Annotated in this window: 15 protein-coding genes and 5 pseudogenes; 11 read left to right on the top strand and 9 right to left on the bottom strand. The window is 58.0% G+C overall.

What is annotated here, in order from left to right; genetic code table 11:
* Positions 1–59 precede the first annotated feature (59 nt).
* From ACV1FX_RS30945 to ACV1FX_RS30930, 4 genes are read right to left on the bottom strand one after another with little or no spacing between them, the layout of a single operon-like run.
* Complete coding sequence (locus ACV1FX_RS30945; RefSeq protein WP_473121329.1) at positions 60–752, bottom strand: ABC transporter permease subunit; 693 nt, start codon at positions 750–752, stop codon at positions 60–62.
* Between the two features lie 10 nt (positions 753–762).
* Entirely contained in the window at positions 763–1,491 is a 729-nt protein-coding gene (locus ACV1FX_RS30940) for an ABC transporter ATP-binding protein (RefSeq protein ID WP_473121328.1), read from the bottom strand.
* Positions 1,488–2,234 carry an ABC transporter ATP-binding protein gene (locus tag ACV1FX_RS30935; RefSeq protein ID WP_473121327.1) on the bottom strand — a complete coding sequence of 249 codons (747 nt, stop codon included), beginning with the start codon at positions 2,232–2,234 and terminating at the stop codon, positions 1,488–1,490. The genes ACV1FX_RS30940 and ACV1FX_RS30935 overlap by 4 nt, the downstream gene beginning before the upstream one ends.
* Positions 2,235–2,242: 8 nt before the next feature.
* The gene (locus ACV1FX_RS30930; protein ID WP_473121326.1) at positions 2,243–3,538 is read right to left on the bottom strand and encodes an ABC transporter substrate-binding protein; all 1,296 of its coding nucleotides are present in this window, start codon (positions 3,536–3,538) and stop codon (positions 2,243–2,245) included.
* Positions 3,539–3,865: 327 nt separating this feature from the next.
* On the opposite strand from ACV1FX_RS30930, the gene ACV1FX_RS30925 reads away from it, so the two are divergent.
* A complete protein-coding gene (locus tag ACV1FX_RS30925; protein WP_473121325.1) occupies positions 3,866–4,753 on the top strand; it encodes an AraC family transcriptional regulator in 888 nt (295 codons plus the stop codon).
* Positions 4,754–4,953: 200 nt separating this feature from the next.
* Here ACV1FX_RS30925 and ACV1FX_RS30920 read toward each other — a convergent pair whose 3' ends face one another.
* Positions 4,954–5,853: a LysR family transcriptional regulator gene (locus ACV1FX_RS30920; RefSeq protein WP_473121324.1), complete on the bottom strand. Its 900-nt coding sequence runs from the start codon at positions 5,851–5,853 to the stop codon at positions 4,954–4,956.
* A 113-nt stretch (positions 5,854–5,966) separates the two neighbouring features.
* Between ACV1FX_RS30920 and acdA the strand changes: the two genes are divergently transcribed.
* The 5 genes from acdA (at position 5,967) to ACV1FX_RS30895 (ending at position 12,199) form a co-directional block, all read left to right on the top strand.
* A complete protein-coding gene (gene acdA, locus ACV1FX_RS30915; RefSeq protein ID WP_473121323.1) occupies positions 5,967–7,181 on the top strand; it encodes a 3-sulfinopropanoyl-CoA desulfinase in 1,215 nt (404 codons plus the stop codon).
* A gap of 259 nt (positions 7,182–7,440) precedes the next feature.
* Positions 7,441–8,649, top strand: a complete 1,209-nt coding sequence (locus tag ACV1FX_RS30910; protein WP_473121322.1) for a CaiB/BaiF CoA transferase family protein — start codon at positions 7,441–7,443, stop codon at positions 8,647–8,649.
* A gap of 459 nt (positions 8,650–9,108) precedes the next feature.
* A complete protein-coding gene (locus ACV1FX_RS30905; protein WP_473121321.1) occupies positions 9,109–10,443 on the top strand; it encodes a tetratricopeptide repeat protein in 1,335 nt (444 codons plus the stop codon).
* 224 nt (positions 10,444–10,667) lie between these two features.
* Positions 10,668–11,456: a CoA transferase subunit A gene (locus tag ACV1FX_RS30900; protein WP_473121320.1), complete on the top strand. Its 789-nt coding sequence runs from the start codon at positions 10,668–10,670 to the stop codon at positions 11,454–11,456.
* The gene (locus ACV1FX_RS30895; protein ID WP_473121319.1) at positions 11,453–12,199 is read left to right on the top strand and encodes a CoA-transferase; all 747 of its coding nucleotides are present in this window, start codon (positions 11,453–11,455) and stop codon (positions 12,197–12,199) included. The genes ACV1FX_RS30900 and ACV1FX_RS30895 overlap by 4 nt, the downstream gene beginning before the upstream one ends.
* Positions 12,200–12,275: 76 nt before the next feature.
* On the opposite strand, the pseudogene ACV1FX_RS30890 reads toward ACV1FX_RS30895, so the two are convergent.
* Positions 12,276–13,676: pseudogene (locus ACV1FX_RS30890) on the bottom strand (CoA-acylating methylmalonate-semialdehyde dehydrogenase); the annotation flags it as partial.
* Between the two features lie 73 nt (positions 13,677–13,749).
* On the opposite strand from ACV1FX_RS30890, the pseudogene ACV1FX_RS30885 reads away from it, so the two are divergent.
* Positions 13,750–13,947: pseudogene (locus ACV1FX_RS30885) on the top strand (phage integrase N-terminal SAM-like domain-containing protein); the annotation flags it as partial.
* A gap of 257 nt (positions 13,948–14,204) precedes the next feature.
* Here the strand turns inward: ACV1FX_RS30885 and ACV1FX_RS30880 are convergent.
* A complete protein-coding gene (locus ACV1FX_RS30880) occupies positions 14,205–16,301 on the bottom strand; it encodes a recombinase family protein (protein ID WP_473121318.1) in 2,097 nt (698 codons plus the stop codon).
* Positions 16,302–16,928: 627 nt separating this feature from the next.
* Positions 16,929–17,114: pseudogene (locus tag ACV1FX_RS30875) on the bottom strand (IS256 family transposase); the annotation flags it as partial.
* 769 nt (positions 17,115–17,883) lie between these two features.
* Here ACV1FX_RS30875 and ACV1FX_RS30870 point away from each other — a divergent pair.
* Together ACV1FX_RS30870 and ACV1FX_RS30865 are read left to right on the top strand one after the other, a co-directional pair.
* Entirely contained in the window at positions 17,884–18,471 is a 588-nt protein-coding gene (locus ACV1FX_RS30870; protein WP_473121317.1) for a GNAT family N-acetyltransferase, read from the top strand.
* Between the two features lie 95 nt (positions 18,472–18,566).
* Positions 18,567–18,839 (top strand): annotated as a pseudogene (locus ACV1FX_RS30865) (transposase); the annotation flags it as partial.
* Here the strand turns inward: ACV1FX_RS30865 and ACV1FX_RS30860 are convergent.
* Positions 18,799–20,103: a hypothetical protein gene (locus ACV1FX_RS30860; RefSeq protein ID WP_473121316.1), complete on the bottom strand. Its 1,305-nt coding sequence runs from the start codon at positions 20,101–20,103 to the stop codon at positions 18,799–18,801. The pseudogene ACV1FX_RS30865 and the gene ACV1FX_RS30860 overlap by 41 nt on opposite strands.
* A gap of 451 nt (positions 20,104–20,554) precedes the next feature.
* Between ACV1FX_RS30860 and ACV1FX_RS30855 the strand changes: the two genes are divergently transcribed.
* On the top strand, positions 20,555–20,893 hold the full coding sequence (locus ACV1FX_RS30855; RefSeq protein WP_473121315.1) for a transposase: 339 nt from the start codon (positions 20,555–20,557) through the stop codon (positions 20,891–20,893).
* A pseudogene (locus tag ACV1FX_RS30850) lies at positions 20,820–21,717 on the top strand (ISL3 family transposase); the annotation flags it as partial. The gene ACV1FX_RS30855 and the pseudogene ACV1FX_RS30850, both read left to right, overlap by 74 nt.
* Positions 21,718–21,814: the final 97 nt, after the last annotated feature.

Raw genomic sequence — 21,814 nt, 5'->3', positions numbered from 1 at the left:
CGCGAACTCCCATACGGGCCCGCGACACATGACCGGTCGCATCAGAGGCCGGACAGATGTCAGCACCCGACTACGCGCAGCGCCTCACGAAAGATTCTACTTGCACTTACGGGGGCGTCCACAGATGCGAGGAGCACCGCGGCCAGCCCGGCGAGTCCGCCGGTCATGATCATCACATAGAGGCTGGTGCTGCGAACGCCGATACCGACGATGGATGCCGCGTGCGGGTTCATCATCATGGCGCGGATCTCCAGCCCCCGACGGCTGGAGCGCATCCACAGCAAAACCAGCGTCATGAGAAGCAGTGCCGAGACGACAGTGCCAGCCTTGTCGGAGGTGACGATCACGCCGAATAAGTTGACTTTCCAGAAGCCGAACAGCTGCGGCAGCGATTTCGCGCGAGGACCGAAGATCCACATCAACAGCTCGTTGCCGGCGAGACTGATCGCCAGCGCGGCGGTCAGGCCGCGAATGGGAAAATTCGGCTTGTCGTGGATTGGGATAAAGGCGCAGAAGCAAACGACGATGCCACCCAACGCACCGGTCAAGATGCCGGCCGCAAAGATCACCGGCGCTGACGACGAAATGTAAAGGCTGGCAAGCCATGCGCCGTAGCCCGAAAGCGCAAAGACGAAGCCATAAGCCATGTTGACAAGTCCAAGGCTTGACCAGGTGATGGAAAGCCCGATTGCAAGCGTGCCGTAGATGCAGGCCAGCGTGATTGCGTTTGTTATGACGAGACCGAAATCCATCGCGATTGTCCTAGGCGTGCGGTAACAGGACGGAAGCTTCGCCCTTCAATTTGCCGGCATGCATGCCGATCATGCGATCGACCCTTCCTTCCAGCAGGCCAACGTTTTGTTCGGCTATCACCATCGCCGAATCGCCGAGCTCGACCGCCATCAGCGCTTCGATCACAGCCTTGCCGATCTTGGGAGCAAGACCCAGCGACGGCTCGTCGACGAGGAACAGGCTTGCGTCTGCCATCAGCCCGCGTCCGATCGCAACCATCCGCCGTTCGCCGCCCGACAACCGTCCGACCGGCGTCTTCATGAGTTTCAGGAGGGGCTGAAATATCCCGAGCACTTTCTTTTTCCGCTCGGAGCGTTCCGACCACGCGCGGCGCGTAAATGCGCCACTGTCCAGATGTTCCTCAACCGTGAGGCCATGGAAGATCTCGTCGCCCTGCGGAATCAGCGCGAGGCCACGCCTGACCACAAGGTGGGTATAGCGGCCCGCACCCTGGCTGCGTGTGCGGCCCACTTGATGTCCTTCAAGGAGGATCGATCCACGCTGCCAGCCGGTCAGCCCGGCGATGGCTTGAAAAAGCGTCGACTTGCCGTGTCCGTTCAGGCCGACGATACCGACGCGCTCGCCGGAGGAAACCTTCAGGTCGAGATCGTGAATGACGCGCACCGGGCCCCAGCCCGCCGACAGACCATTAACGTCGAGGACTATTCGCCGCGGCACAATCTGCTCCGGCTTGTTCATCCGTCGATCTCCTCGGTGCTGCGCTCGAAATACGCCGCGCGCACCTTGGGGTCGGCAAGAACATCGGTCAGTGTTCCCTGCGAGACGATCTCGCCCGCATCCATCACGATGACGCGGTCGGCGATCGTTTCAAGCAGCTCTATTCGATGTTCGACAATCAGGATCGCGATGTTCAGCTCCTTGGCAAGGACCCGCAAAATGTCATCCAGTTCGTCGATTTCGGAATTGATCAGGCCGGCCGCCGGCTCGTCCATCAGCAACAGTTTGGGACGCCTCATCAAGAGACAGGACAACAGCAGCTTTCGACGATCCAGCGTGTCGAGCTGCTCGGCAATCATGGAGCCCGCCACGTGAAATTCCGCCAGATTGGCGCCCCATTCGGCCTGATCCGGCACGAGGAAGGGGTGATAGGCTTGCCGTGCCGCTTTGAATACCTGCGCGACCGTCAGCGCTTCGGGGACAACTGGTGTCTGATAGCTTCGACCGATGCCGAGCCGCGCCCGCTGATGTAACGCAAGTTTCGTGATGTCCTTGCCGTTGAAGAAAACCTGACCCGACTTGGGCGCCAGGCGGCCGGACAGCACCTCGAACAGACTGGTCTTGCCGGCGCCGTTCGGCCCTATGATCCCGAGCACCTCGCCTCGCTGAACCGATAGCGAGATGCCCAGCAAGATCTGTCTGCCCCCCAGGTCGAGGTCGATGTCGCGGCAGGCAAAGAGAGCATCGTCAGGCTCCTGCAGCATCGCAGTCCTCACCACCAGGGCGCGGGGCGCAGTTTCGATTCAGCAAGCTCGTTCGGGTAGATGATCTTGTGCTCCTGGTCCTGCACCTGAAAGTAGAGCTGCGCTATGCCGTCCTCCAGCTTGGTTGCGGTAACCGGATGACCATCGTCCGGGAAGTGAGAGCATTCCTGGAACGGGTTGTTCATGTTCATCATGCCACACACGCCGCGATAAGGATGGGTGCGGATCCAGTCGGCCACCTCCTTGAATTTGTTCGGATCGCCGACGGCTTCCCAAGCAAGCTTAAAATAGTAGGTGCTGTCGTAGCTGATGCCGGTGTAGGCTACGCCCATGATGCCTGGAAACTTCTTCTTGTACTTGTTGCGGAACTCCATTCCTTGCTTGTCGGCATAGACGCCTTGCACCGTACTCCAGACGAAACCTTCGCATGCAGGTCCGCCAAGCTCGAGGAATTCCGGCTGCGAGGGACCGTACTGAAGGTACACCAGCGCACCTTTGAGGGGATTGGCTTGGAATTGTTTGACGAATGCCGCGTACTCGACGGCGACCCAGTGATCGATCATCACGGCACCGGCACCGATCCTCTTGATCTCTTCGATGACCGGTCCCCAATCCTGCACCGGATACTGAATGTTGGTGATGCCCGCGAGCTTGAATTCGCTCTTCGGCAACGCCTCCTGCAGGCACTTCGAGATCGTCTGGTTGTATGCGATCTGCTCCTGCACAATGTGGACGCCGTTATTTAGTGGTTTCCAGCCGCCTGAATCCTTCATCGCCTTCAGGAAGATCGGGAACGTCCAGCCATAGTGCGCTTCAGACGGATCCGACTGAAACACGTGGCTGTATTTTTCCGGGTTCTTCGCCACAAGCTCCGTCAGGTTGCGCTGCGTCGTGCCCCACAGAATAGGCGCCTTGTAGGCGGCCGAAGCTTCCATGGCGGGCACGGCAGTGAGCGTGAACGCACACGATATGGCGTGTACCTTGGCATCGATCAGCCGGTTGATCGCGACCTGCCCGCTTTCCGGCGACAGTGGATCGATGTCGACCACCACCGCCTCGATCTTGCGTCCGTGCACGCCGCCCGCAGCGTTGATTTCCTCGAGCGCGAGCTTGGTACCGTTGAGATAGTCGAGGTGATCGGCGACTCCGGCCTTTGCCGTCTGCGCGGTCGGAACGCCGAGCAGGATCGGATCGGACGTTGCCGCCTTGGTCGGCGTTGAGACGTAGGGAGCAGCAATGACGGAAGCCGCAACGCCGCTCGGAATTGCCTGAAGTACCCTTCTGCGTGTCAGGTCGATACTCATCGAAAGTCTCCTGTCGGCGAGGTCCAGTGCAACATGCCGCTGTGCATGTTCGCTGGATCGGAAGACTAGAGACGGTCTGACCGCGCTGTCTTTTTCGGGGACGCACAGTTGTGTTTCCCAATGCGCACTTTCTTATTGGTTGCGGGTCAGTTCGACCTCGTTGCGATGCAGCATTTCGTGGCCCCTTGGCATATTTCGTGCCTTCGCTAAGCTGACCAGAGGTGGACGGTCCTAAGGAAACTCAGGGTGGTCTAGATGGGGCAAATCCAAACGTTCTCGACAGCCGGTTTGCCTGCTCCAAAGACCTTGGAGTCGTGGCGGCAGGCGATGGCCGAGGTCTACTTTCGGCTCGACATCAAACGTTCCAGCGACGCGCCGTTGAACGGCAGTCTGGTCAATTGGCAGTTTGAATCGCTGGGGATTTCGAACTTTCGTGCCGATGCGCAGCGGGTGATCCGGCGCAAGCAGGCCGCCAAGATCGACCGGTCCGAGGATTTCGCATTTCTGTTTCCGGTTCGCCAGCAGATGCAATTCGAACAGCGGGGCCGGACTGGCCTTGTCGGACCCGGCGACGTATTTCTGGTCAACTCGGCCGACGACTACGTTATCGACGTTCCCGACGGGTCCGAGAACATCACTGTCAAGATTCAACGCGATGCCTTGAAAGATCGCGTCAAGAATATCGATGCGCGTTGCGCGCGTCTAAACATCGCCAATCCGCATCTGGTCCCAATCGTCAGCCAGCTCGGATTTCAGCTCCTAAAGGTTCAGAACTGCGAGGATACGGTTCGGCTGCAGGATGCGGTCATCGAAATGATCTGCCTTATGCTCGAATTGGGCGATGAGCGCGGCAATCTCGACCTAGTTCGGCAACCACTGGCGAGCGTGCTTTTCGATCGCATTCGCGGCTTCATGAAGCGCCATATTCACGATCCGGATCTGTCAGCCGAACTGGTGGCCAAGACTCACAAGATCTCGCTGCGATACCTGCAGAAGATATTCCAACTCAATGATACGACATTCCGGCGGGAGCTCATGGAAATGCGGCTACTTGAGGCGCACCGGCTGCTGGTGGTTGGCAACCGGGATGGCGTCGGCCGGGTCAATATCGGTCAGGTCGCCTTCATGTGTGGCTTCAGCAATCAGGCGCATTTTTCGACCCGCTATCGCGAGCGGTTCGGAAGCACGCCAAGTGGGTGCATCCCTCCCAAGTAGCGCGGAGACGAAGCCCTGGCGAAAACGTTGGATGATCCGATGACGCAGCAACGACTTGCTGACCTCTGTGCCGACGCTCCCGCTCCAAACGATAGGGGACCAGCAGCCTTCAGAGACCTGGTCAGGCGGGAGATTGACCGTTGGACTCCCATCATCAAGGGAGCGGGTGTTCAAGTCGAATAGCCACTACGCCGCTCTGGCTATCGCTTACGTTTGCGGGGCGTGGAGCGGGGCGCCGTTATGAATGACTTGAATGCGTCAGCGACTGCGCGAACGGTAGGAGCATCAATCGTCCCACGACGAGCCAGAATCCCGATTCGTCTGTGAACCGGTGGATCGAACGAAATCGACTTTAGGGAGTCGAGGTCCGGAGAAAACAAGCCGACTGGAACAATGGTAACTCCGAGTTTGAGCCTCACAATGGCTATCATTGTCTCGATGGAGTCGAACTCCATGAAGTCGTTCACCAGAATTCGACGCGCACGCAACGTCGAATCGATAACCCGTCCAACTCCCATCGCAGGATTGAAGCGAACGAATGGATATGTTCGCAGCAGTTCCCCAATCGAACCGCGGGCCAGATCCTTGTGAATGACAACCTTAAGCTCTTCTTCCGATATTTGCTCAAAGGCGATTGATGGATCCAAGCGTTCCAGCTCCGTAACGATCGCAACATCCAAACGCTTCTCCTCAACCTTAAAGGCAAGTTCGGGAGACAGGCCGCTTTGAACTTGAATTCTCAAGCTCGCGTGCTCGTTCCGCAATTTTGATAGCGTTTGAGGAAGAAGGTGCGTCGCAACGGAGGGAATAACGCCAAGCCGCAACGAACCCGTAAGGCCCGTCGAAGGAGTTGATGCAAGTAGCCGAAGGGCATCGTAGCGTTCGATAATCTGTCTAGCTTCGTCGACAAGGCGCCATCCGTTGCTATTGAGAACCGGTGGTCTGATGGTCCGGTCGAATAGCTTGGCTCTCATGTCGACTTCCAAGGCCTTCATCTGCATGCTGACGGCCGACTGGGTCATATAGAGCCGCTGGGCTGCCGCGTTAAAGCTGCCGCCGTCTGCAATGGCCACGAGTGTGCGAAGCTGTCTGATGCTCATGACAGCCAACTTAACATATTTTGAAGTCGGGCTCGCAAAATATTCGTTTGCCTTTCGATAGTTCGCGGAGTGAAAACGGCTGACCGTCCCGTGCCCGAAGAGGATTCACCCCTATGGATATGAAGCTCTCGCCTGAGCAACAGAAGCTGAAAGCCGCTGCGCGCGAGCTTGCAGAGTCCAAATTCGCCGAAAAGGCTGCAGAGGTCGACCGAACGGAGGCCTATCCCTACGACAACGTGAAGGCGCTGACCGAAGCTGGTTTCATGGGGTACACGGTGCCTAAGGAATATGGCGGTCGCGGCGGAAGCTTCTTTGAGGCCACGCTTATCATCGAGGAAATGGCTCGCGTCTGCGGTGCTACCGGACGTATTACGGTCGAAGCCAACATGGGCGCGATCTCAGCCGTCATGCAATACGGCACCGAAAAGCAGAAGCGGATGGCGGCGGAATTGGTGCTCGCCGGCGACAAGCCTGCGATCTGCATTACCGAACCGAATGCCGGTTCGGCCGCTACGGAGATGACAACGCGCGCAGACAAGCGTGGCGGCACCTATGTCATCAACGGCAAGAAGCATTGGATCACTGGCGGGGGCGTGTCCAAGCTGCATTTGATCTTTGCCCGCATCTTCGATGAGCGGGGAGCAGAGCAGGGGATCGGAGGGTTCTTGGCCGTCGCTGGGACCCCGGGGTTGAAGGTCGGCAAGCGCGAGCCGGCGATGGGACTTCGCGGAATTCCGGAAACAGAGATCATTTTCGAAGACCTAGAGGTCAAGGACGATATGCTCGTCCTGCCGCCACGCGGACTTCGTCGTGGCTTCGCTGATCTCATTGACGCCTACAACAGCCAGCGCGTTGGCGCGGGCACCGTGGCGCTAGGCATCGCGCAAGGCGCATTCGAAAAGTCTCTTGCTTTCGTGAAGGAGCGTGAGCAGTTCGGTCGTCCCATAGCGGAATTCCAGGGATTGCAATGGATGGTGGCCGACATGGCAGTTGCCGTAAATGCGGCGCGCCTGTCGTTACATCAAGCGGCTTTGAGCGCGAATCCGTTTCCGGACCCGCTCTTGGCCGCCCAAGCGAAGATCATCGCTTCCGAGACCGCCAACAACGTCACCAACCAGGCATTGCAGCTCTTTGGCGCTCGGGGATACTCGCGCAACTATCCCATGGAGCGCGCGGTGAGAGATGCTCGCATGTTCACTATTGCGGGCGGAACCGCTCAAGTGCTCAGAACCTTGGTGGCCTCGCGCGTGCTTGGCATGAAGATGCCGCAGACACGTGACGGTTATGCTCACGTCGAGCGAAGCCAAGGCCGCAATGCTGCTGAATAGGATGCCCGTCTGAGGGCTGCGTGCGGTCCGATCGACCATCTCGCCGGATGAGGCTTACGAGCCTCGTCCGCCTCGGAAGAGGGCTCATGAATGTGTGTGCCGCTCGTTCGAAGCGGAGATACGTTTTTCGGCCGTCCTCCCGGTCGGATCAGGCGCTCGCAGGCCCCGCTACTCGAGCCCGGCGTGTGCAAATGTACATGCCGGGCTCTTTTTCGAAAGCGTCGCGTAATCGACGCATCATAAGTGGGGCACTTCCATCATGACTTCCTTCGCAAAGCCGCTCGCCGGGACGCGTGTGATTGAGCTAGGAGAGCTCATAGCTGGTCCTTTCGTGGGTACGTTGCTTGCTGACAACGGAGCAGAAGTCATCAAGATCGAGCGGCCAGGACGAGGCGACGTACTTCGGCAGTTTGGCCCCATGGTCAACGGAACCAGTGCATTTTGGCAGGTCAACAGCCGGAACAAGAAGTCCGTCGTACTGGACATCACCCGCGGTGGTGGCCTTGCTATCTTGCGGGATCTCTTGAAGGCCGGCGACGTGCTCATCGATAGCCTGCGGCCAGGCGTACTAGATAAAATTGGTCTCAACGACGAAGCACTCCAGTCGTTGAATCCGAGATTGATCGTCGTGCATGTCTCCGCGTTCGGCCGAGTTGGGCCAAGTTCGAAGCGGGGCGGGTACGATCCGGTCGCGCAGGGGTTTTGCGGGCTAAGCAACCTGACAGGTGAGCGCGATGGACCGCCCATGAGGGCAGGTGGTGCCGTACCAGTCTGCGACTTCATGACGGGAGTACTTGGCGCGTTCGGCGCGGTATTGGCGCTCTATCAACGAAAGGGCGGAATGAAGCCGATGTCGCCGGTCGATGTCGCGCTGTATGACGTGGCGTTCCGAATGATTGCGCCACTCATTTCCTACTATGAAGCTACTGGAGAGGCTTGGCAGCGAGACGGCAATCACAGTCTTGGAGGGGCACCAACGGGGCATTTCAAGACGGCGGACGACAAATGGATATGTCTTTCCGTTCAGAATGACGAACAATTCGCGCGCTGCGCGGCATTGGTCGGCCGTCCTGACTGGGCTTCCGACGCTAGATTCGCTACCCTTTCGCAGCGCACCGCTCATCGCGACGAGATTGAGGCATGGGTCGCGACCTGGATAGGGGAAAGAGATCGGACGACCGTTATCGCAGCTTTCGAATTGAAGTCGCTTGGCGTCGGGCCGATCCAATCTATTGAGGATATGGCCAGCAACGAACATCTGAGCGCCAGAGATTTGAACGCCGTCGACGACCCGATCTTGGGCTCAGTAAGAATGCCACAAACCCTTCCAATCAATCTGAACGCTGGGAAGCAGTCTCCCGCTCCGGCGCTGGGTGAACACACTCGCCAAGTCTTGTCTGAGGTTCTTGGATATTCGAGCGAGACGATCGCACAAATGATAAGCCATGGCCACGCTGCCTCCGTGTAGGCTCCAGTTGGAGTACGCCGAATGAGCTCTCAGGCTGCTCGTTTCAATGGCGAATGCTGTTGGACGAGAGAGAGCAGCGATGCCGCCGAGCGACCTTACCGCTGCACGGTGGCCGGCCGCGATCTTGACTTCATTATTTTTGAACTGTCGTGTGAATTTATCTCGTTTGCTTAAGTTGACGAATGGCGCGAAATAGGGGCGCTCCAAGCGCAAACGAGTGGGCGTCGCAAATGCAATCCCAGGAACCGGCAGCGAAGTGCAGACTTGCGCGCTACGTGCGGGCGATCGTGCACACAAGCAATAACTTCGTAGGGCTGTCTCCGGGCTAATTTCGGAGGCGCGCTACCGCTTGATTGTTCGAGAATCCCTTCCTCGTTGCGCCCGTTGCGCCCGAGACGGGAAGGGCCTCGAACGTTGGCCGCGACTATCTTCAACAGAAACGACTGAGTTAGAGGTCCTATGTTCGACGATCGAGGTTTGGAACTTAGCAGCCAGAACGAGGCCGCCGTGACTTCCTACAATCGGGCGGTCAAGAGCTTTCTCGAGTACCGGACAACAGCAATGCCCCTGACAAAGGAAGCGTTGGATGCCGATCCGCAGTTCTGCCTGGCGCATTGCTTGCGTGGCTATTTCTTCATGGTCTTCGGCACGTTCTTGGTCATGGACAAGGCGCGCGCTGCTTTCAAGGATGCTCAATCGACCCTAGGCAATGCAAACAGCCGCGAACGACGCCATGTCCAAGCATTGGGCCTCTGGATTGCTGGCGACCTTATGGCCGCAAACACCCGCTGGGAGCAGATTCTTTTCGAGCACCCCCACGACCTTCTCGCCTTGCGGCTTCATCACTTCAACTGCTTCTGGATGGGACAAACCCGCGCTCTGCGCGCGGTTCCTGCATCCGTGCTGGCGAGTTGGAGCAAAGACATGCCCGGCTACGGTAACGTTCTGGGCATGCTTGCGTTTGGCTTTGAGGAGAACGGTGAATACGCGAACGCCGAACGTTGTGGACGCGAGGCCGTCGAGATCTGCCCAGACGACTTATGGGCATTGCATGCCGTCGCGCACGTGCTGGAGATGCAAAGTCGTCACGGCGAGGGGCTGAAATGGCTCAATCATCCTCTCGACCAGTGGAACGATAGAAATCCGTTTCGGCGTCACCTGTGGTGGCACAAGGCGTTGTTCAACATCGACGCGGGACGCCTCGATGGCGCGCTGCAGCTCTATGATGAGGCTATCAAAGGCGACAAATCCGACTTCTATCTCGATATTCAGAACGCCGCGTCTCTTCTAGCTCGGCTCGAATTCTGTGGTGTCGATGTCGGAAGTCGCTGGGGGGCTCTCGCCGATCACGCCGAGACGCACGTCGATGATCACGCGCTGATCTTTACCGATGTTCATTGTGTGATGTCTTTGGCGCATGAGCGTCGCTTCGAGGTCGCTCACAAGGTAATCGAGTCGATGAAGAACTATGCCGGCGACGAGGCTCGCTACGCAAGCGGCGTTATCCGTAAGCTCGGCGTTCCGCTCTGCGAGAGCATCATTGCATTCGAGCAAGGTCGATATGACGATGTCGTGGACGGAATTCTGCCGCTGCGTCACGTCACCGGCCCGATCGGTGCGAGTCACGCTCAGCGCGACATCTTCGATCAATATCTTCTTGAGGCGGCTCTTCGCGCGAACAAGCTTCCACTCGCCCAGAGCCTACTTCAAGAGCGCAGCCTTTTGAAGCCAGGCAGCCACGAGAGCGAATACAAGCTGGCCAGGCTGCAAGGGTCGATGGCGTCGCGCGCGTAGAAGTTCGAGCTATTTCGAAAGTCTGCGCGCATCATTGCGGCTACTCGCCGCTTAACGCAGTGATCAGCGCCGGGTCGCTCGGCGCTGATTGCAATCTGTGCGCTGCATTGGGGTGGACCTTGGGTGACCCCGGCCGACGATCGGTCGCTCGCCGACAACGTCCCGTGCGAACGTTCCTTACTGTGAAGCAAGCGGAGGCATCTTTGGCGAGCTCTCTTGGTGCAATGGCGAAGCTCATCGAGCGCGGGATGACCGTCGCGCTACCGGTAGACTACGCCGGCGTATCGATGGCCATGACGCGCGAAATGATCCGGCGTGGAGCGAACGACCTTCATCTTGTCTGTGTGCCGACTGGAGGCCTGCAGGTTGATCAACTCATCGGAGCCGGCCTAGTCGGAACGGTCGAGACGAGCGCTGTCTCATTGGGGGAGGCAGGCGGCGCGCCTCGATTCAATGCCGCCGTGAAGGACGGCTCGATTCGCTTGAAGGACGCGACGTGTCCGGCGATTCATGCCGGCTTGATGGCTGCACAGAAAGGCATTCCATTTTTGCCGATGCGGGGGCTGATCGGCACAGACCTGCTTCGGCACCGGGAAGGCTGGCGCGTCCTCGACAATCCGCTTGCTGATGCCGCCGATCCGATCGTCCTGATCCCAGCCATCAAGCCGGACGTAGCTATCTTCCACGCCCCGATGGCCGACCGCTTCGGGAACGTCTGGATCGGTCGTCGTCGCGAGCTCGCCGCCATGGCCTATGCGTCAACTATCACGTTGGTCACAGTCGAGCGCATCGTGGAGGAAAATCTACTTGCGGATGAACTGACGGCCGCAGGTGTGTTGCCAGCCCTCTACATTGGGGCTGTCGGACAAGCCTCGCGAGGTGCATGGCCATATGGCTTGTGGGGCGAATATCCCCCGGACGTGACAGAACTCAATCGCTATGCGCAGGCGGCACGAACGGCCGAGGGATTCTCCAGATACATGGCTGACGTCAGGTCGGAGACAGTATCGTGACCGCCATCCATCCCCGCGAGATACTGATCTACGCCATTGCGCAGCTATTGGACGGCGTCAAACATGTAGCTGTAGGCGCCTCGTCGCCGATCCCTGCCGCGGGGGCCATGCTCCTGCGCGCAATGAAGGCTGCCAAGGGAGAGCCTGGCCCCCGCATTTCGATACTCGGCTCCGTTGAACACAACTTCTTCACCAATGGCTCGGCGGAGCTGTTCGATTGCGCAGCTCAGGGACGTATTGACGCATTTTTCCTTGGCGGCGGCCAAATCGATGGGGTCGGCAACGTCAATCTCGTCGGCGCGGGTGGCTATCCGCAATCGGACGTGCGCTGGCCCGGATCTTTTGGGTCGGCATATCTGTATTTTGTCGTCCCTCGGGTCATACTCTTCCGTGAGGAGCATTCGCCACGCGTTCTCGTCGACAAAGTTGATTTTGTGAGCGCACCAGGCGTGAGCGAAAGGGAGGTCTTTAGAAGTGGGGGGCCGATCGCACTGTTAACGGGCAAGGGCCTCTTCCGCTTCGACAAGTCGCATCCAGGGTTCATTCTCGACAGCATTCACTCCGGATACGATCTCGATAAAATCAAAGCTTCAACCGGCTTCAAATTCCAGCATGCGGACCGACCAGGTCGAACGGCATCGCCCGACGCATCAAATTTAGGCCTGCTCCGCGGTAAAGTGCTCGATGAGCTTGCCGAGACGTATGGCGACTTCGCTGCGAAGATGCGCGCTGAACTCCCCTGATATTCGTGTAGAGAGGATCTCACTGCTCGGCCGAAAGGCTAGGCGAAGACCGATGCGATCTTCGCCCGCCGTGAGATCAACTCATCGTTGGCATAACGAACTCGGCACCTGATCTGATGCCGGTGGGCCACCGCGTGGTGATGGTCTTGAGTTTGGTATAGAACCGTACCCCCTCGGGGCCATGCATGTGATGATCGCCGAAGAGAGATGCCTTCCAGCCACCGAAGGAGTGAAATGCCATTGGCACAGGGATCGGCACGTTAATGCCGACCATGCCCACCTGAATCTGATGCGCGAATTCACGGGCGGCATCGCCGTCTCGCGTGAAGATGGCGGTGCCGTTTCCGAACTCGTGCTCGTTGATCATCTCGGCTGCTTCGTCATATGATTTGGCGCGCGCGACGGCAAGCACAGGTCCAAAGATCTCTTCCTTGTAGATCTTCATATCGGTTGTAACGTTGTCGAAGAGTGACCCGCCGATGAAGTATCCCTTTTCATATCCCTGACGCCGGAAATCCCGACCGTCGATGACAAGCTTTGCACCTTCGCCAACGCCTGCATCAATGTATCCGCCGACCTTGTCGAGGTGCTGCTTAGTCACCAGAGGTCCCATCTCGGCGTCGGGATCTGTTCCTGGGCCAATATTGAGGGCACGGACCTTGGGCGCCAGCTTTTCAATCAATCTGTCGGCGGTGGTGTCGCCGATGGGTACCGCCACCGAGATCGCCATGCAGCGCTCGCCGGCGGAGCCATAGGCCGCCCCCATCAGCGCGTCGACAGCCTGATCCATGTCGGCATCTGGCATGACGATCATGTGGTTCTTAGCGCCGCCAAGCGCCTGGCAGCGCTTTCCGTGCTGGGTCGCCGTCTCGTAGATGTAGCGGGCGATCGGGGTCGAGCCGACGAAGCTGACGGCAACGATACCGGGATCAGACAAGATGGCGTCCACGGCTTCCTTGTCACCTTGGACGACGTTGAAGACGCCGTCGGGAAGTCCAGCTTCCTTTAGCCACTGCGCAAGAACCAGGGAGGCAGAAGGATCGCGCTCGGAGGGCTTGAGGATGAAGGTATTGCCGCAGGCGAGGGCGACCGGGACCATCCACATCGGAACCATGACCGGGAAATTGAACGGCGTGATCCCGGCGACCACACCGAGCGGCTGACGGAGCGAGTGGCTGTCAACGCGCGTTCCGACGTTCTCTGTAACCTCGCCCTTGAGAAGCTGCGGTGCACCGGTTGCGAACTCCACCACCTCCATGCCGCGCTGGATCTCGCCCTTGGCGTCTGAAAGGACTTTGCCGTGCTCCGCGGTAATGATCTGCGCGAGCTCGTCGATGCGGTCCTCGAGAATTCGAAGGAAGCGGTTGAGGATACGAGCGCGTCGCAGAGGAGGTGTATTCGCCCAAGCTGGGAATGCCTTGCGGGCAGCGATCACCGCGGATCGAACATCTTGTGCTGATGCTAATCCCAGAACTCCTAGCAAGGATTGCCTCCTGTCTGAGAGGATTGCGGGTTTTCGAAGCCCAACCCTTCAGACAGAAGGTTTTCCGATGGCTGAGATCAGCCCACTTCGCCGCCGCATGATCGAGGACATGACGGTCCGCAATCTGTCACCGGCGACGCAGCAATCCTACCTCAACGCCGTAGCGAAGTTGAGCCGGTATTTCGGTCGCTCTCCCGATCGCCTTGACCTGGAGGATATCCGTGCCTTCCAGGTTCATCTGGTGGCGACGGGGATGTCCTGGCCGGACGAAATCCCGAGACGAGTGAAATTGCTGGCCCCAATGCGCTCAAGCGCGCATAGCTGATTAGCTCTTCGTTCCGCGGATCTCATCGAGGCCAGCGGCCATGCGCCGCGCGCAAAGGCCGGACATATGACCGCACCGTTCCCAATGTGTGAAATCGACTGAAAAAGCTCTTGCCACGCGGGCCGTTCCACATATGGGGCCAGACCCTGCAACAGAACCCTCACTCAAGATACCGGGCATTATCATCTCCTTGATTTTCAAGTGAACAACGCAAGCTGGTCTTCCGCGCAACCCTCCTGCAGAACTAGCTTGCCGGTGCGGTGGAGGCGCTCAATAACGCTGCGAATGGGTTCGGCATCCAAATCACGGCGACTGACTTCCCAAGGCGCACGAGGAGTTATTTGTTCGCGCTTCAACAGGCCGGCTTCAGCCAGCCTTTGGATGGTGTGGTGACTGACGCCGCATATTCGCGCAGCTTCGCTCAAACTCACTCTCTCCGGATCGTGCAGAGCTCGTTTTTGACCGGCAATCGAATGGTTACGCCGGGCTGTCGCTACACAGGTCTGATTCCACCGCTTCCCTTTGCCGGTGGAATAGCCGCGTCGGTTCAACACAGAGGCAATCTGGTCGTCGCCGTATCGAACAGCCATGCGACGAATGATCTCCAGCGCCTCCATGGGCGTGGCCGTTTCCGTGGCGGAACGTGGTCGTTCCATCGCGAGTTGCGTATGCGCACCTCCCTTCCAGTGAATCACCAACTCAAGGTGTTTTTTATCCTGGTCAGTGCACACAATGATCTCTTCGATGGCGGTGCGGAAGATCATCTTCTTAAGTGTCGGGCGACAGTGGTTGCTCTGCCAGACTCCAGCAAAGTGATCGCCCATCGAACGTATTCTGATTTCCTCTTCAGGCGATAAGGAGTAGCGCTCGGCTTCGAGACTGGAAAGCCGCTGCTTGACTGCCTCGATCTCTTCCAGCTTTCCGTTCCACCGCCGTTCCAACTCGCTGGCTGCAAGTCGATTCCGGGCATCTACCGTGCCGTACTGTTCGAAGGCCTTCCTCGCCTCATACTCCAGTTGCTCGAGCTTGCGGGACAGGGCGGCACGTTGAGCGGTGCCCCCGGCACTCAGTTCTTCGAGAGCTCGCAGACTGGCTTCCAGCCCCAATGGCGCGATCGCCTTTAATAGTTCTTGTCCTACGCACCGGTCTACCGAGCTGCCGCCGAAGCCGATGCAATACCGCCCGCCATCATCGTAGTCGCCCTTGCAAAGGTAGCGCGCATGGGTGCCGCGGCCGCCCCAATACCGTACATGCAGCTTGCGTCCACAATGTCCGCAGCGCAGGAGCCCGACCAGAAGACCCTGGCCAGCGCGAATCGCCGCCATCGATTCGTCTCCCTCCCAATTTACCGAATTGCGCCGTATCATTCGCTGATTCTCTTCGTAGGTTGCCCAGTCAATATAACCTACGTGATGATCGCGGATGAAGACGCGGCACTCTTCGGCGGGGCGCATCGCGCTCTGACGTTTCTCGAGCCGGCCTCCTACCAGCAAGGTCGTTACTGGACGCCGTCCCCAAACATAGGCACCGGCGTAGAAGGGATTGCGTAAAATGTCGCGGATTAGGCTCTGCGAAGGAATCTTCCAGATCAGCCGCGTTCCCTGTATGGGATTGACCGGTAGCTCCAGGTCGTGATCACGGAACCATTGGAATGTCTGACGCACGCTCCACAGTTCTCGAAACTTGGCGAACACGAGCTGTATCGCTTCGCAAACCCGTCGATCGGGATGAAACATGATCTTACCCACCGGGTCGCGAGCATAACCAACCGGAAGCCTCTTGAACAGTTCGCCGCGGCGCGCTTTGGCCTCCTGCCCTGCCAGCATTCGTTGGCGTATAACCTTGAGCTCGACGACGCTGAGTGTCCCTTTGATACCCAACACCAACTGATCGTCGAGATTATTCAGATCGTAGACCTGTTGCTCGTCAGCGATGAGCGTTCCAAAGATCTGGCATACCTCCAACAGCCGACACCAATCTTTGTCCGTTCGGGATAGCCGTGATACCTCTCGGCTGCCGACGATTCCGACCTCTCCCAGTGCTACCGAGCTGAGGACGCGCTCAAAGCCTTCCCGCTGGGCGGCGGCAAGGCCCGCGCTCGATCCCAGGTCATTATTGATGATCTCGACCTCCTGCCAGCCCAGCGCACGCACCCGTTCAGCCATCGCATACTGGAGGAGCTGACTTTCCTTATTCTGTCGCACTTGCTTTTCGCTGGATTGCCGAAGGTAGACGATCGCCTTGCGAGCCAGATGCTCCGGTTTGATTTTGGTATTGTGCAAGAGCTCTGTCATTTCCCCTTCTCCTCTCCTCGTGAAACACCGCTGCTATAACGCGGGCTATGAGATCGATCAGATCGGCGCGTGTCGCTGCGTCCATGGGCACGGCGCCGCATTCCCTGATCATCAAATCCAAAAGTTGAAGTTGCACCACGACGACCTCCCTCGCTTCCGCTAACGCGCGGTCGCCGAAGGTTATCGTGGACAGGGTGAGTCGAGTTGTGCGGCGATCAATGAAGCGAGAGATAGGAGGGCTTGCTTACTGAGGCAAGGTCGTTGCGAGATCGTGATCTCGGCACACTCCGGCAACAGCATCCAGATGGGAATCTTCAGTCGCCTCACGGCTGGATCCATGACACAGACCGCCCCATCTCCTCGCTTTGGTCTGCGAAGAATCCGCAGGGTAACACCATGAAGCGGGTGAAAGGGGTAGAAGACCTGAACATCTGTATTATCGGCACTCAGGGTATTGTGGGCGTGGATGCCAGGGCTGACCATGGCGGAATGGGAAGACGAGCTCGGACGCTGGCTAATGCCGTTCTTGGACCGGGTGGGTCATATCCACCTGTCAACACGACAACGAAGTTGCCAATTGCGGATTTCCTCTCGGATCGCCTTGGTCGCCGCATTGCTTACCGCGGGACCGTGGCGGACGACGCGCCGGTGGCCGTCCTCAGTCTTGAAATCGGCATGCTTGCCGAGAAAGTCTGCCACCCCGGCCTCGACCGCCTGTGCCAACAGGGCACGCGCCCCCTTGCGCAAGATTTCGGTGAGCTGGTCGTCGACGTTTCCTGGCTGAACCAGCTGGATGATGTTATCTTTGGACACGGCATATCGCTCCTTCGGTGGAGAAGTTGGAGGCGTCAAGCACCCCCATGATGTGCCGCTTTCCCATTTCCACCGTCACCAACTTTCGGCGATAGCTCTTATGCCGCCCCTGGAGGCTCCGCCATGGCCAGCACGACGCCGATAAGGATCAGGATAGCTAATTCTTGATCAAGCGCCACTTATGCCGAAAATGTCTGTGCTCGAACATTCAAAGGATAGCCTCACCGAGGCCCGCAGTTGGCACGCGTTTTGAACGAGAGACCCCATCTAGAACAGCTCACTGGAGTCCAGATGTTATCACATCAGGCCATTGCCGACCTACGGCCTCAACGTGCGAGGCTTGCTAACTGCCCGGCGACAATATCGGGAACACGATTCAGGCGCAGCTGTCCTACCGGGCGTAGACCCGCGATTTCCTCTCATCGCAAACTAGAAAAAGTTCCTGTGTCGCTCGCTACGAGCGGCGGTTGCAGGCTGCCGACGCTCGACGCGGACAAGCCAGCCTGCTTTAGGAAGGGTGTGATGACGCTCCTAGACCCAGGAAGCACCTAAGCTCGCCAAGAAGATGCAGAAGGTTAACCCGCTGACGAGCTTGGTCCCCAAGGATCGTTAACGCGACCGTCTGAGAAAAAAGAAGAGCTTGAAACGGAAGCTAGATGCAGTCGACGAAACCTCCATTGGTGCGCTCTTCTGCGCACGTTCAAAGGGACTCGTCGTCCGTTCTAGCTTCGCAACTCTGACGCCCAGATTGAGACTTGGAACAGACATCATGACAGCGGAGACGGACATCAAATCTGCGCACGCAAAAATGCAGGCGACCACCGTCTGGACACTGGTGCTCGGCTTTGCCGCAGACCCGTTGGCTCGATGGAGCTGGCCTGCTCCAGACCAATATCTTACGAGCATGCCTCAGTTCGTTGAGGCCTGCGGCGGACGAGCATTCGAACATGGCACGGCATACGTGACGGGAGGGGGGCACGCCGCGGCGCTCTGGCTGCCGCCCGGCGTACAGCAAAATGAGGTGGCACTCGACGCAATTATGGCTCACTCCCTACGTCCGGAGATCAGCGAAGATATGGCACAGCTTCGGCTTGGAATGACCGAACATCATCCACCCGAGCCACATTGGTATCTGCCTCTCATTGCTACCGATCCGAACTGGGTCGGACAGGGGCTTGGCACATCGCTGATGAAACACGCTCTCAGGCGATGTGATTCGGAGGGCACTGCCGCCTATCTCGAAAGCTCAAATCCGGAAAACATTCCCTTTTACCAGCGCCACGGCTTCAAGGTCATTGGTGAGATACAGCATGGTGATTCGCCGCGGCTAACGCCAATGTTGCGAACAGCCCATTGAGTGGAATCCAGCGAAGAGAAGTTTCGCATGCTCCAGTCCACTTTATGTTGGAGCTGCCTTTTTACTGGCCGCCGAGATCCGCATGCTGCGCAACATCATGCTTTGTCGATCGGCGATCCCAGGCCCACGTCGAACATTCGGTGGCGACGCTGGTGGGGCAACGGATATTCGCCATCGCTCTCGGCTACGAGGACCTCAACGACCATGAGACGCTGCGCCACGATCCATTGATGGAGAAAACTCAGGAGCCCGCCGACCACGTTGAGGCAACGCCACGTGCCAGACCGAGAACCTCCCCCTTCAGGCTCCACAGTTGGTCGCAACCCATTAAACAGCAGGTAGCTCGACCGCACCATCACGCCTTGTGAGACTGATCCCCGCAACGGCTAGCGCACGCGTAAACTCCTCGTGAGGATAGTAATAATGTTGGAATTGCTCAAAACTATCGAGGCGCTTCACCAGAGCATTTGCACTGATCTTTTCGTTGCCGAATTCACCGTGCATATTGTCGATTATAGTTTCGCGTACTTTGGGCTCTACGTTCCGCAATGCGTTAACCAAATATCCTCCCGGCCCTGTTCTTACTTCTGTGGACGTATAAGCGCCTGCGACTTTTACCGCCTCGATATGAGACGCCATCGAAACACGACAGGTGGGGAATACCCAGACGTTTAGATCCGATAAGGCCAGGAGATAAAGTGCAGCGAAGAATGAGAAACATTCCTCTATGTCTAAGAGTTGCTCGGGACGATTATCTGTCTCAGGCGTTGTTATTTTATTCCAAGTGGGCATGCCGATAATCAACGGCCTCACGGGGGCATACGTCGTGCAAAGATACCTTGCGTGGTGCACGGTCGCCAACACGTCAAACGCAACGTCTTTATTTAGACCGAGCATTGCTCCTACTGAAAGATTTAGACCAGCTCTGGCTGCTCGATCCTGACTCTGCAGCCTGAATAAGAAACCATTACCATTCTTCACAATACGGAAATCATCGTCGATTCCGTACGCTTTTGGCCCGCGCGAAATATGTTGATTATACACAGCCTCATCGTATGTCTCTTGCCACATTATCATTCCGTCAGCGCCGCAGGCAGCCAGCGTCTGATATTGCGTTTCCGTAAGTGCCATTGTGCAAAACAACAGCTGACGAGCACTAGTTGGAGGGACAAGCGATCTCAGCCTCCGCAGGAGAACTGGAAGAGCATCACGGACAAATCGAATGTCGTCGCCACCAACTAGTTCGATATCCTCTATGCCCTTCTCAAGCAAATATCGAGCTTGAATATCAACGATTTCCTCATCAATAGTTAGACGGCCCATTTGCGTATTGTCGGCGCGCCAGCCGCAAAAATCGCAGTTGGATGCACATCGATTGGTGACCTCCACGGGAGACAGCGTGGTAACAGAGCGACCATACTTCCGCGTCCTGATACTGGCAGAACAGTCAAGAACCACCGCCTTAATCTTCTCAAAATCGGGCGTGTTGATCGCACCAATGAACTCACTAAGCTCCGTAGGTAATAAAGGACGGTGTTGCGCTTGGTCTAATATGTAAGCGGCCTCCTTGAGGGTTATTCCGACAGCTGCACTGGACGTCGTGCGCAATTCATCAACTGGTACTTGGTACATCTCTTCATCTTATCCTTCGGTGTTGTTATCCTTCGGTGTTGCCCTTTATTTTTATGGTATTTGACCTGAGTCCCCACAGTCTCCTGCCAAAAGTGATAGGCCCCCTCCTTGGGGGCGGCGAAAGACCGAAAGCGGAAGGCTGGCAAAACATGTTTGTGCGAGCGCGTTTGACGGGCTCGCTGCACGCGGTGAAACCTTGCTTGAAGAACGAGGGCTGGTCTTCAACGCGCTGCAACACTCGGTGATGGTAGTAGCGATGGTGATGAGGCGGGTTGTCACGGCGAAGGTCCAGCGGGCAGAGCAGCGCAGATTGCTCTCTTCACTCGATTCTCCTGATTTTCTGCTTGGGATGCGATTGATTGGATAGCGGTACGACGACTCCACCTGGTTCAGGGGGACGGGATGAGCGAGACTCGCGCTTGGATTAGACAACGCGAGGGACACTCATTCCATGCATCAAGACAGACATCAAGACAGGCATGATGCCGACTCGTATCAGCGGATCGAAGTGATCACGGGGGAGAGGCGACGGCGCAGTTGGAGCGATGCGGAGAAGGCGCGGATCGTGGTCGAGAGCGCCGATCCGCAGACGAGCATTTCCGAGGTGGCGCGGCGCAACGGGGTCAACTGTCAATCGGCGTTCAAATTTGGCTCTGACTCACTTTTGATGCAGTTTGAGAGATGTCTGGCGCTTTGGTTGGAGGAGAATCAACGCCATGCAGCAAGCACCCCACCGCTCCGGTCTGGTGCCGCGTGGGTTTGTTGTAGAGAGTGCGTACTACGAAGGTGATAAGGCCGTTATTGCGTTATTGCGGTCCGGGCGTCCGGAAGCGTTGGTCTGTCTCCATCGTGCGGTATAGTTCTCGACGTGTTCATAGCCGGTATCGGCGACGCGTGACCGATCTGCCGCTCGCAGGGCGGGCCGTAGAGCTCTTGGTGATCGCCCGCCGCTTCCGCTGCGACGCAGTCTTGTGCGGGCGCCGAATCTTCACTGAGCGTTTCGCCGAGGAGGTTCTGGCGCCGTCGGCGCGAAGGACGGCGCTATCGTCCATCATCTCGGTCTGTGGCTGGGTGGCCGACCGGCAGCCGGCTTCGGAAAACGGCTAATGCTGCCGGTGAGCAAAGACACGCTCCTGCGCGTAGTGCGACGCCGCAGCCGCCCCCCAGCTGACCCGCTCAGGGTCATCGGCATTGACGATTGGCCTGGCGGCGCAATCACCGTACGCCAGCATCATCTGCAACCTGGAGAGGCGCCGGATCGTCACGCTGCTGCCGGACCGGGAACCCGCGACCACCCAAGCCTGGCTCGCCGCGCATCCCGCGATCGCGATCGTCGCCCGTGACCGTGGTGGAGGATATGGCGAAGCGGCAGCAAAGGCCCTGCCGCACGCTGTTCAGGTCGCAGATCGTTGGCATCTAATGGAGAACGCCAGTCGGGCTTTCCTCGATGCCGTCCGCAAATCGATGCGCCAGATACGCACCGTCATCGGTGCGACCACGATCGATCTCAAGTTGCTCACAGCCGCCGAGTGCCTCCAGTATGAGGGCTATTTGCGCCGCGAGGAGACCAATGCAGCCATCCTGGCTCTGTCGAAGCACGGCCTCCCGGTGCGGGCCGGGGCGGCCGAACCGTCCCCCGGTCAGCCTCGAGATCTCCCGGTTTCCGCGCAAGGAACGTCCATACATGCCAGGGTCTGCGACCACGCCGGAA

The organism is Bradyrhizobium ingae (genome assembly GCF_055791185.1).
This window is presented reverse-complemented; position numbering and strand designations above follow the sequence as displayed.

Bases quoted from the DNA above. Each gene is read 5' to 3' on its own strand.
- ACV1FX_RS30945 (WP_473121329.1), bottom strand. From the start codon at position 752: ATGGATTTCGGTCTCGTCATAACAAACGCAATCACGCTGGCCTGCATC.
- ACV1FX_RS30940 (WP_473121328.1), bottom strand. From the start codon at position 1,491: ATGAACAAGCCGGAGCAGATTGTGCCGCGGCGAATAGTCCTCGACGTT.
- ACV1FX_RS30935 (WP_473121327.1), bottom strand. From the start codon at position 2,234: ATGCTGCAGGAGCCTGACGATGCTCTCTTTGCCTGCCGCGACATCGAC.
- ACV1FX_RS30930 (WP_473121326.1), bottom strand. From the start codon at position 3,538: ATGAGTATCGACCTGACACGCAGAAGGGTACTTCAGGCAATTCCGAGC.
- ACV1FX_RS30925 (WP_473121325.1), top strand. From the start codon at position 3,866: ATGGCCGAGGTCTACTTTCGGCTCGACATCAAACGTTCCAGCGACGCG.
- ACV1FX_RS30920 (WP_473121324.1), bottom strand. From the start codon at position 5,853: ATGAGCATCAGACAGCTTCGCACACTCGTGGCCATTGCAGACGGCGGC.
- acdA (WP_473121323.1), top strand. From the start codon at position 5,967: ATGGATATGAAGCTCTCGCCTGAGCAACAGAAGCTGAAAGCCGCTGCG.
- ACV1FX_RS30910 (WP_473121322.1), top strand. From the start codon at position 7,441: ATGACTTCCTTCGCAAAGCCGCTCGCCGGGACGCGTGTGATTGAGCTA.
- ACV1FX_RS30905 (WP_473121321.1), top strand. From the start codon at position 9,109: ATGTTCGACGATCGAGGTTTGGAACTTAGCAGCCAGAACGAGGCCGCC.
- ACV1FX_RS30900 (WP_473121320.1), top strand. From the start codon at position 10,668: ATGGCGAAGCTCATCGAGCGCGGGATGACCGTCGCGCTACCGGTAGAC.
- ACV1FX_RS30880 (WP_473121318.1), bottom strand. From the start codon at position 16,301: ATGACAGAGCTCTTGCACAATACCAAAATCAAACCGGAGCATCTGGCT.
- ACV1FX_RS30870 (WP_473121317.1), top strand. From the start codon at position 17,884: ATGACAGCGGAGACGGACATCAAATCTGCGCACGCAAAAATGCAGGCG.
- ACV1FX_RS30860 (WP_473121316.1), bottom strand. From the start codon at position 20,103: ATGTACCAAGTACCAGTTGATGAATTGCGCACGACGTCCAGTGCAGCT.
- ACV1FX_RS30855 (WP_473121315.1), top strand. From the start codon at position 20,555: ATGCATCAAGACAGACATCAAGACAGGCATGATGCCGACTCGTATCAG.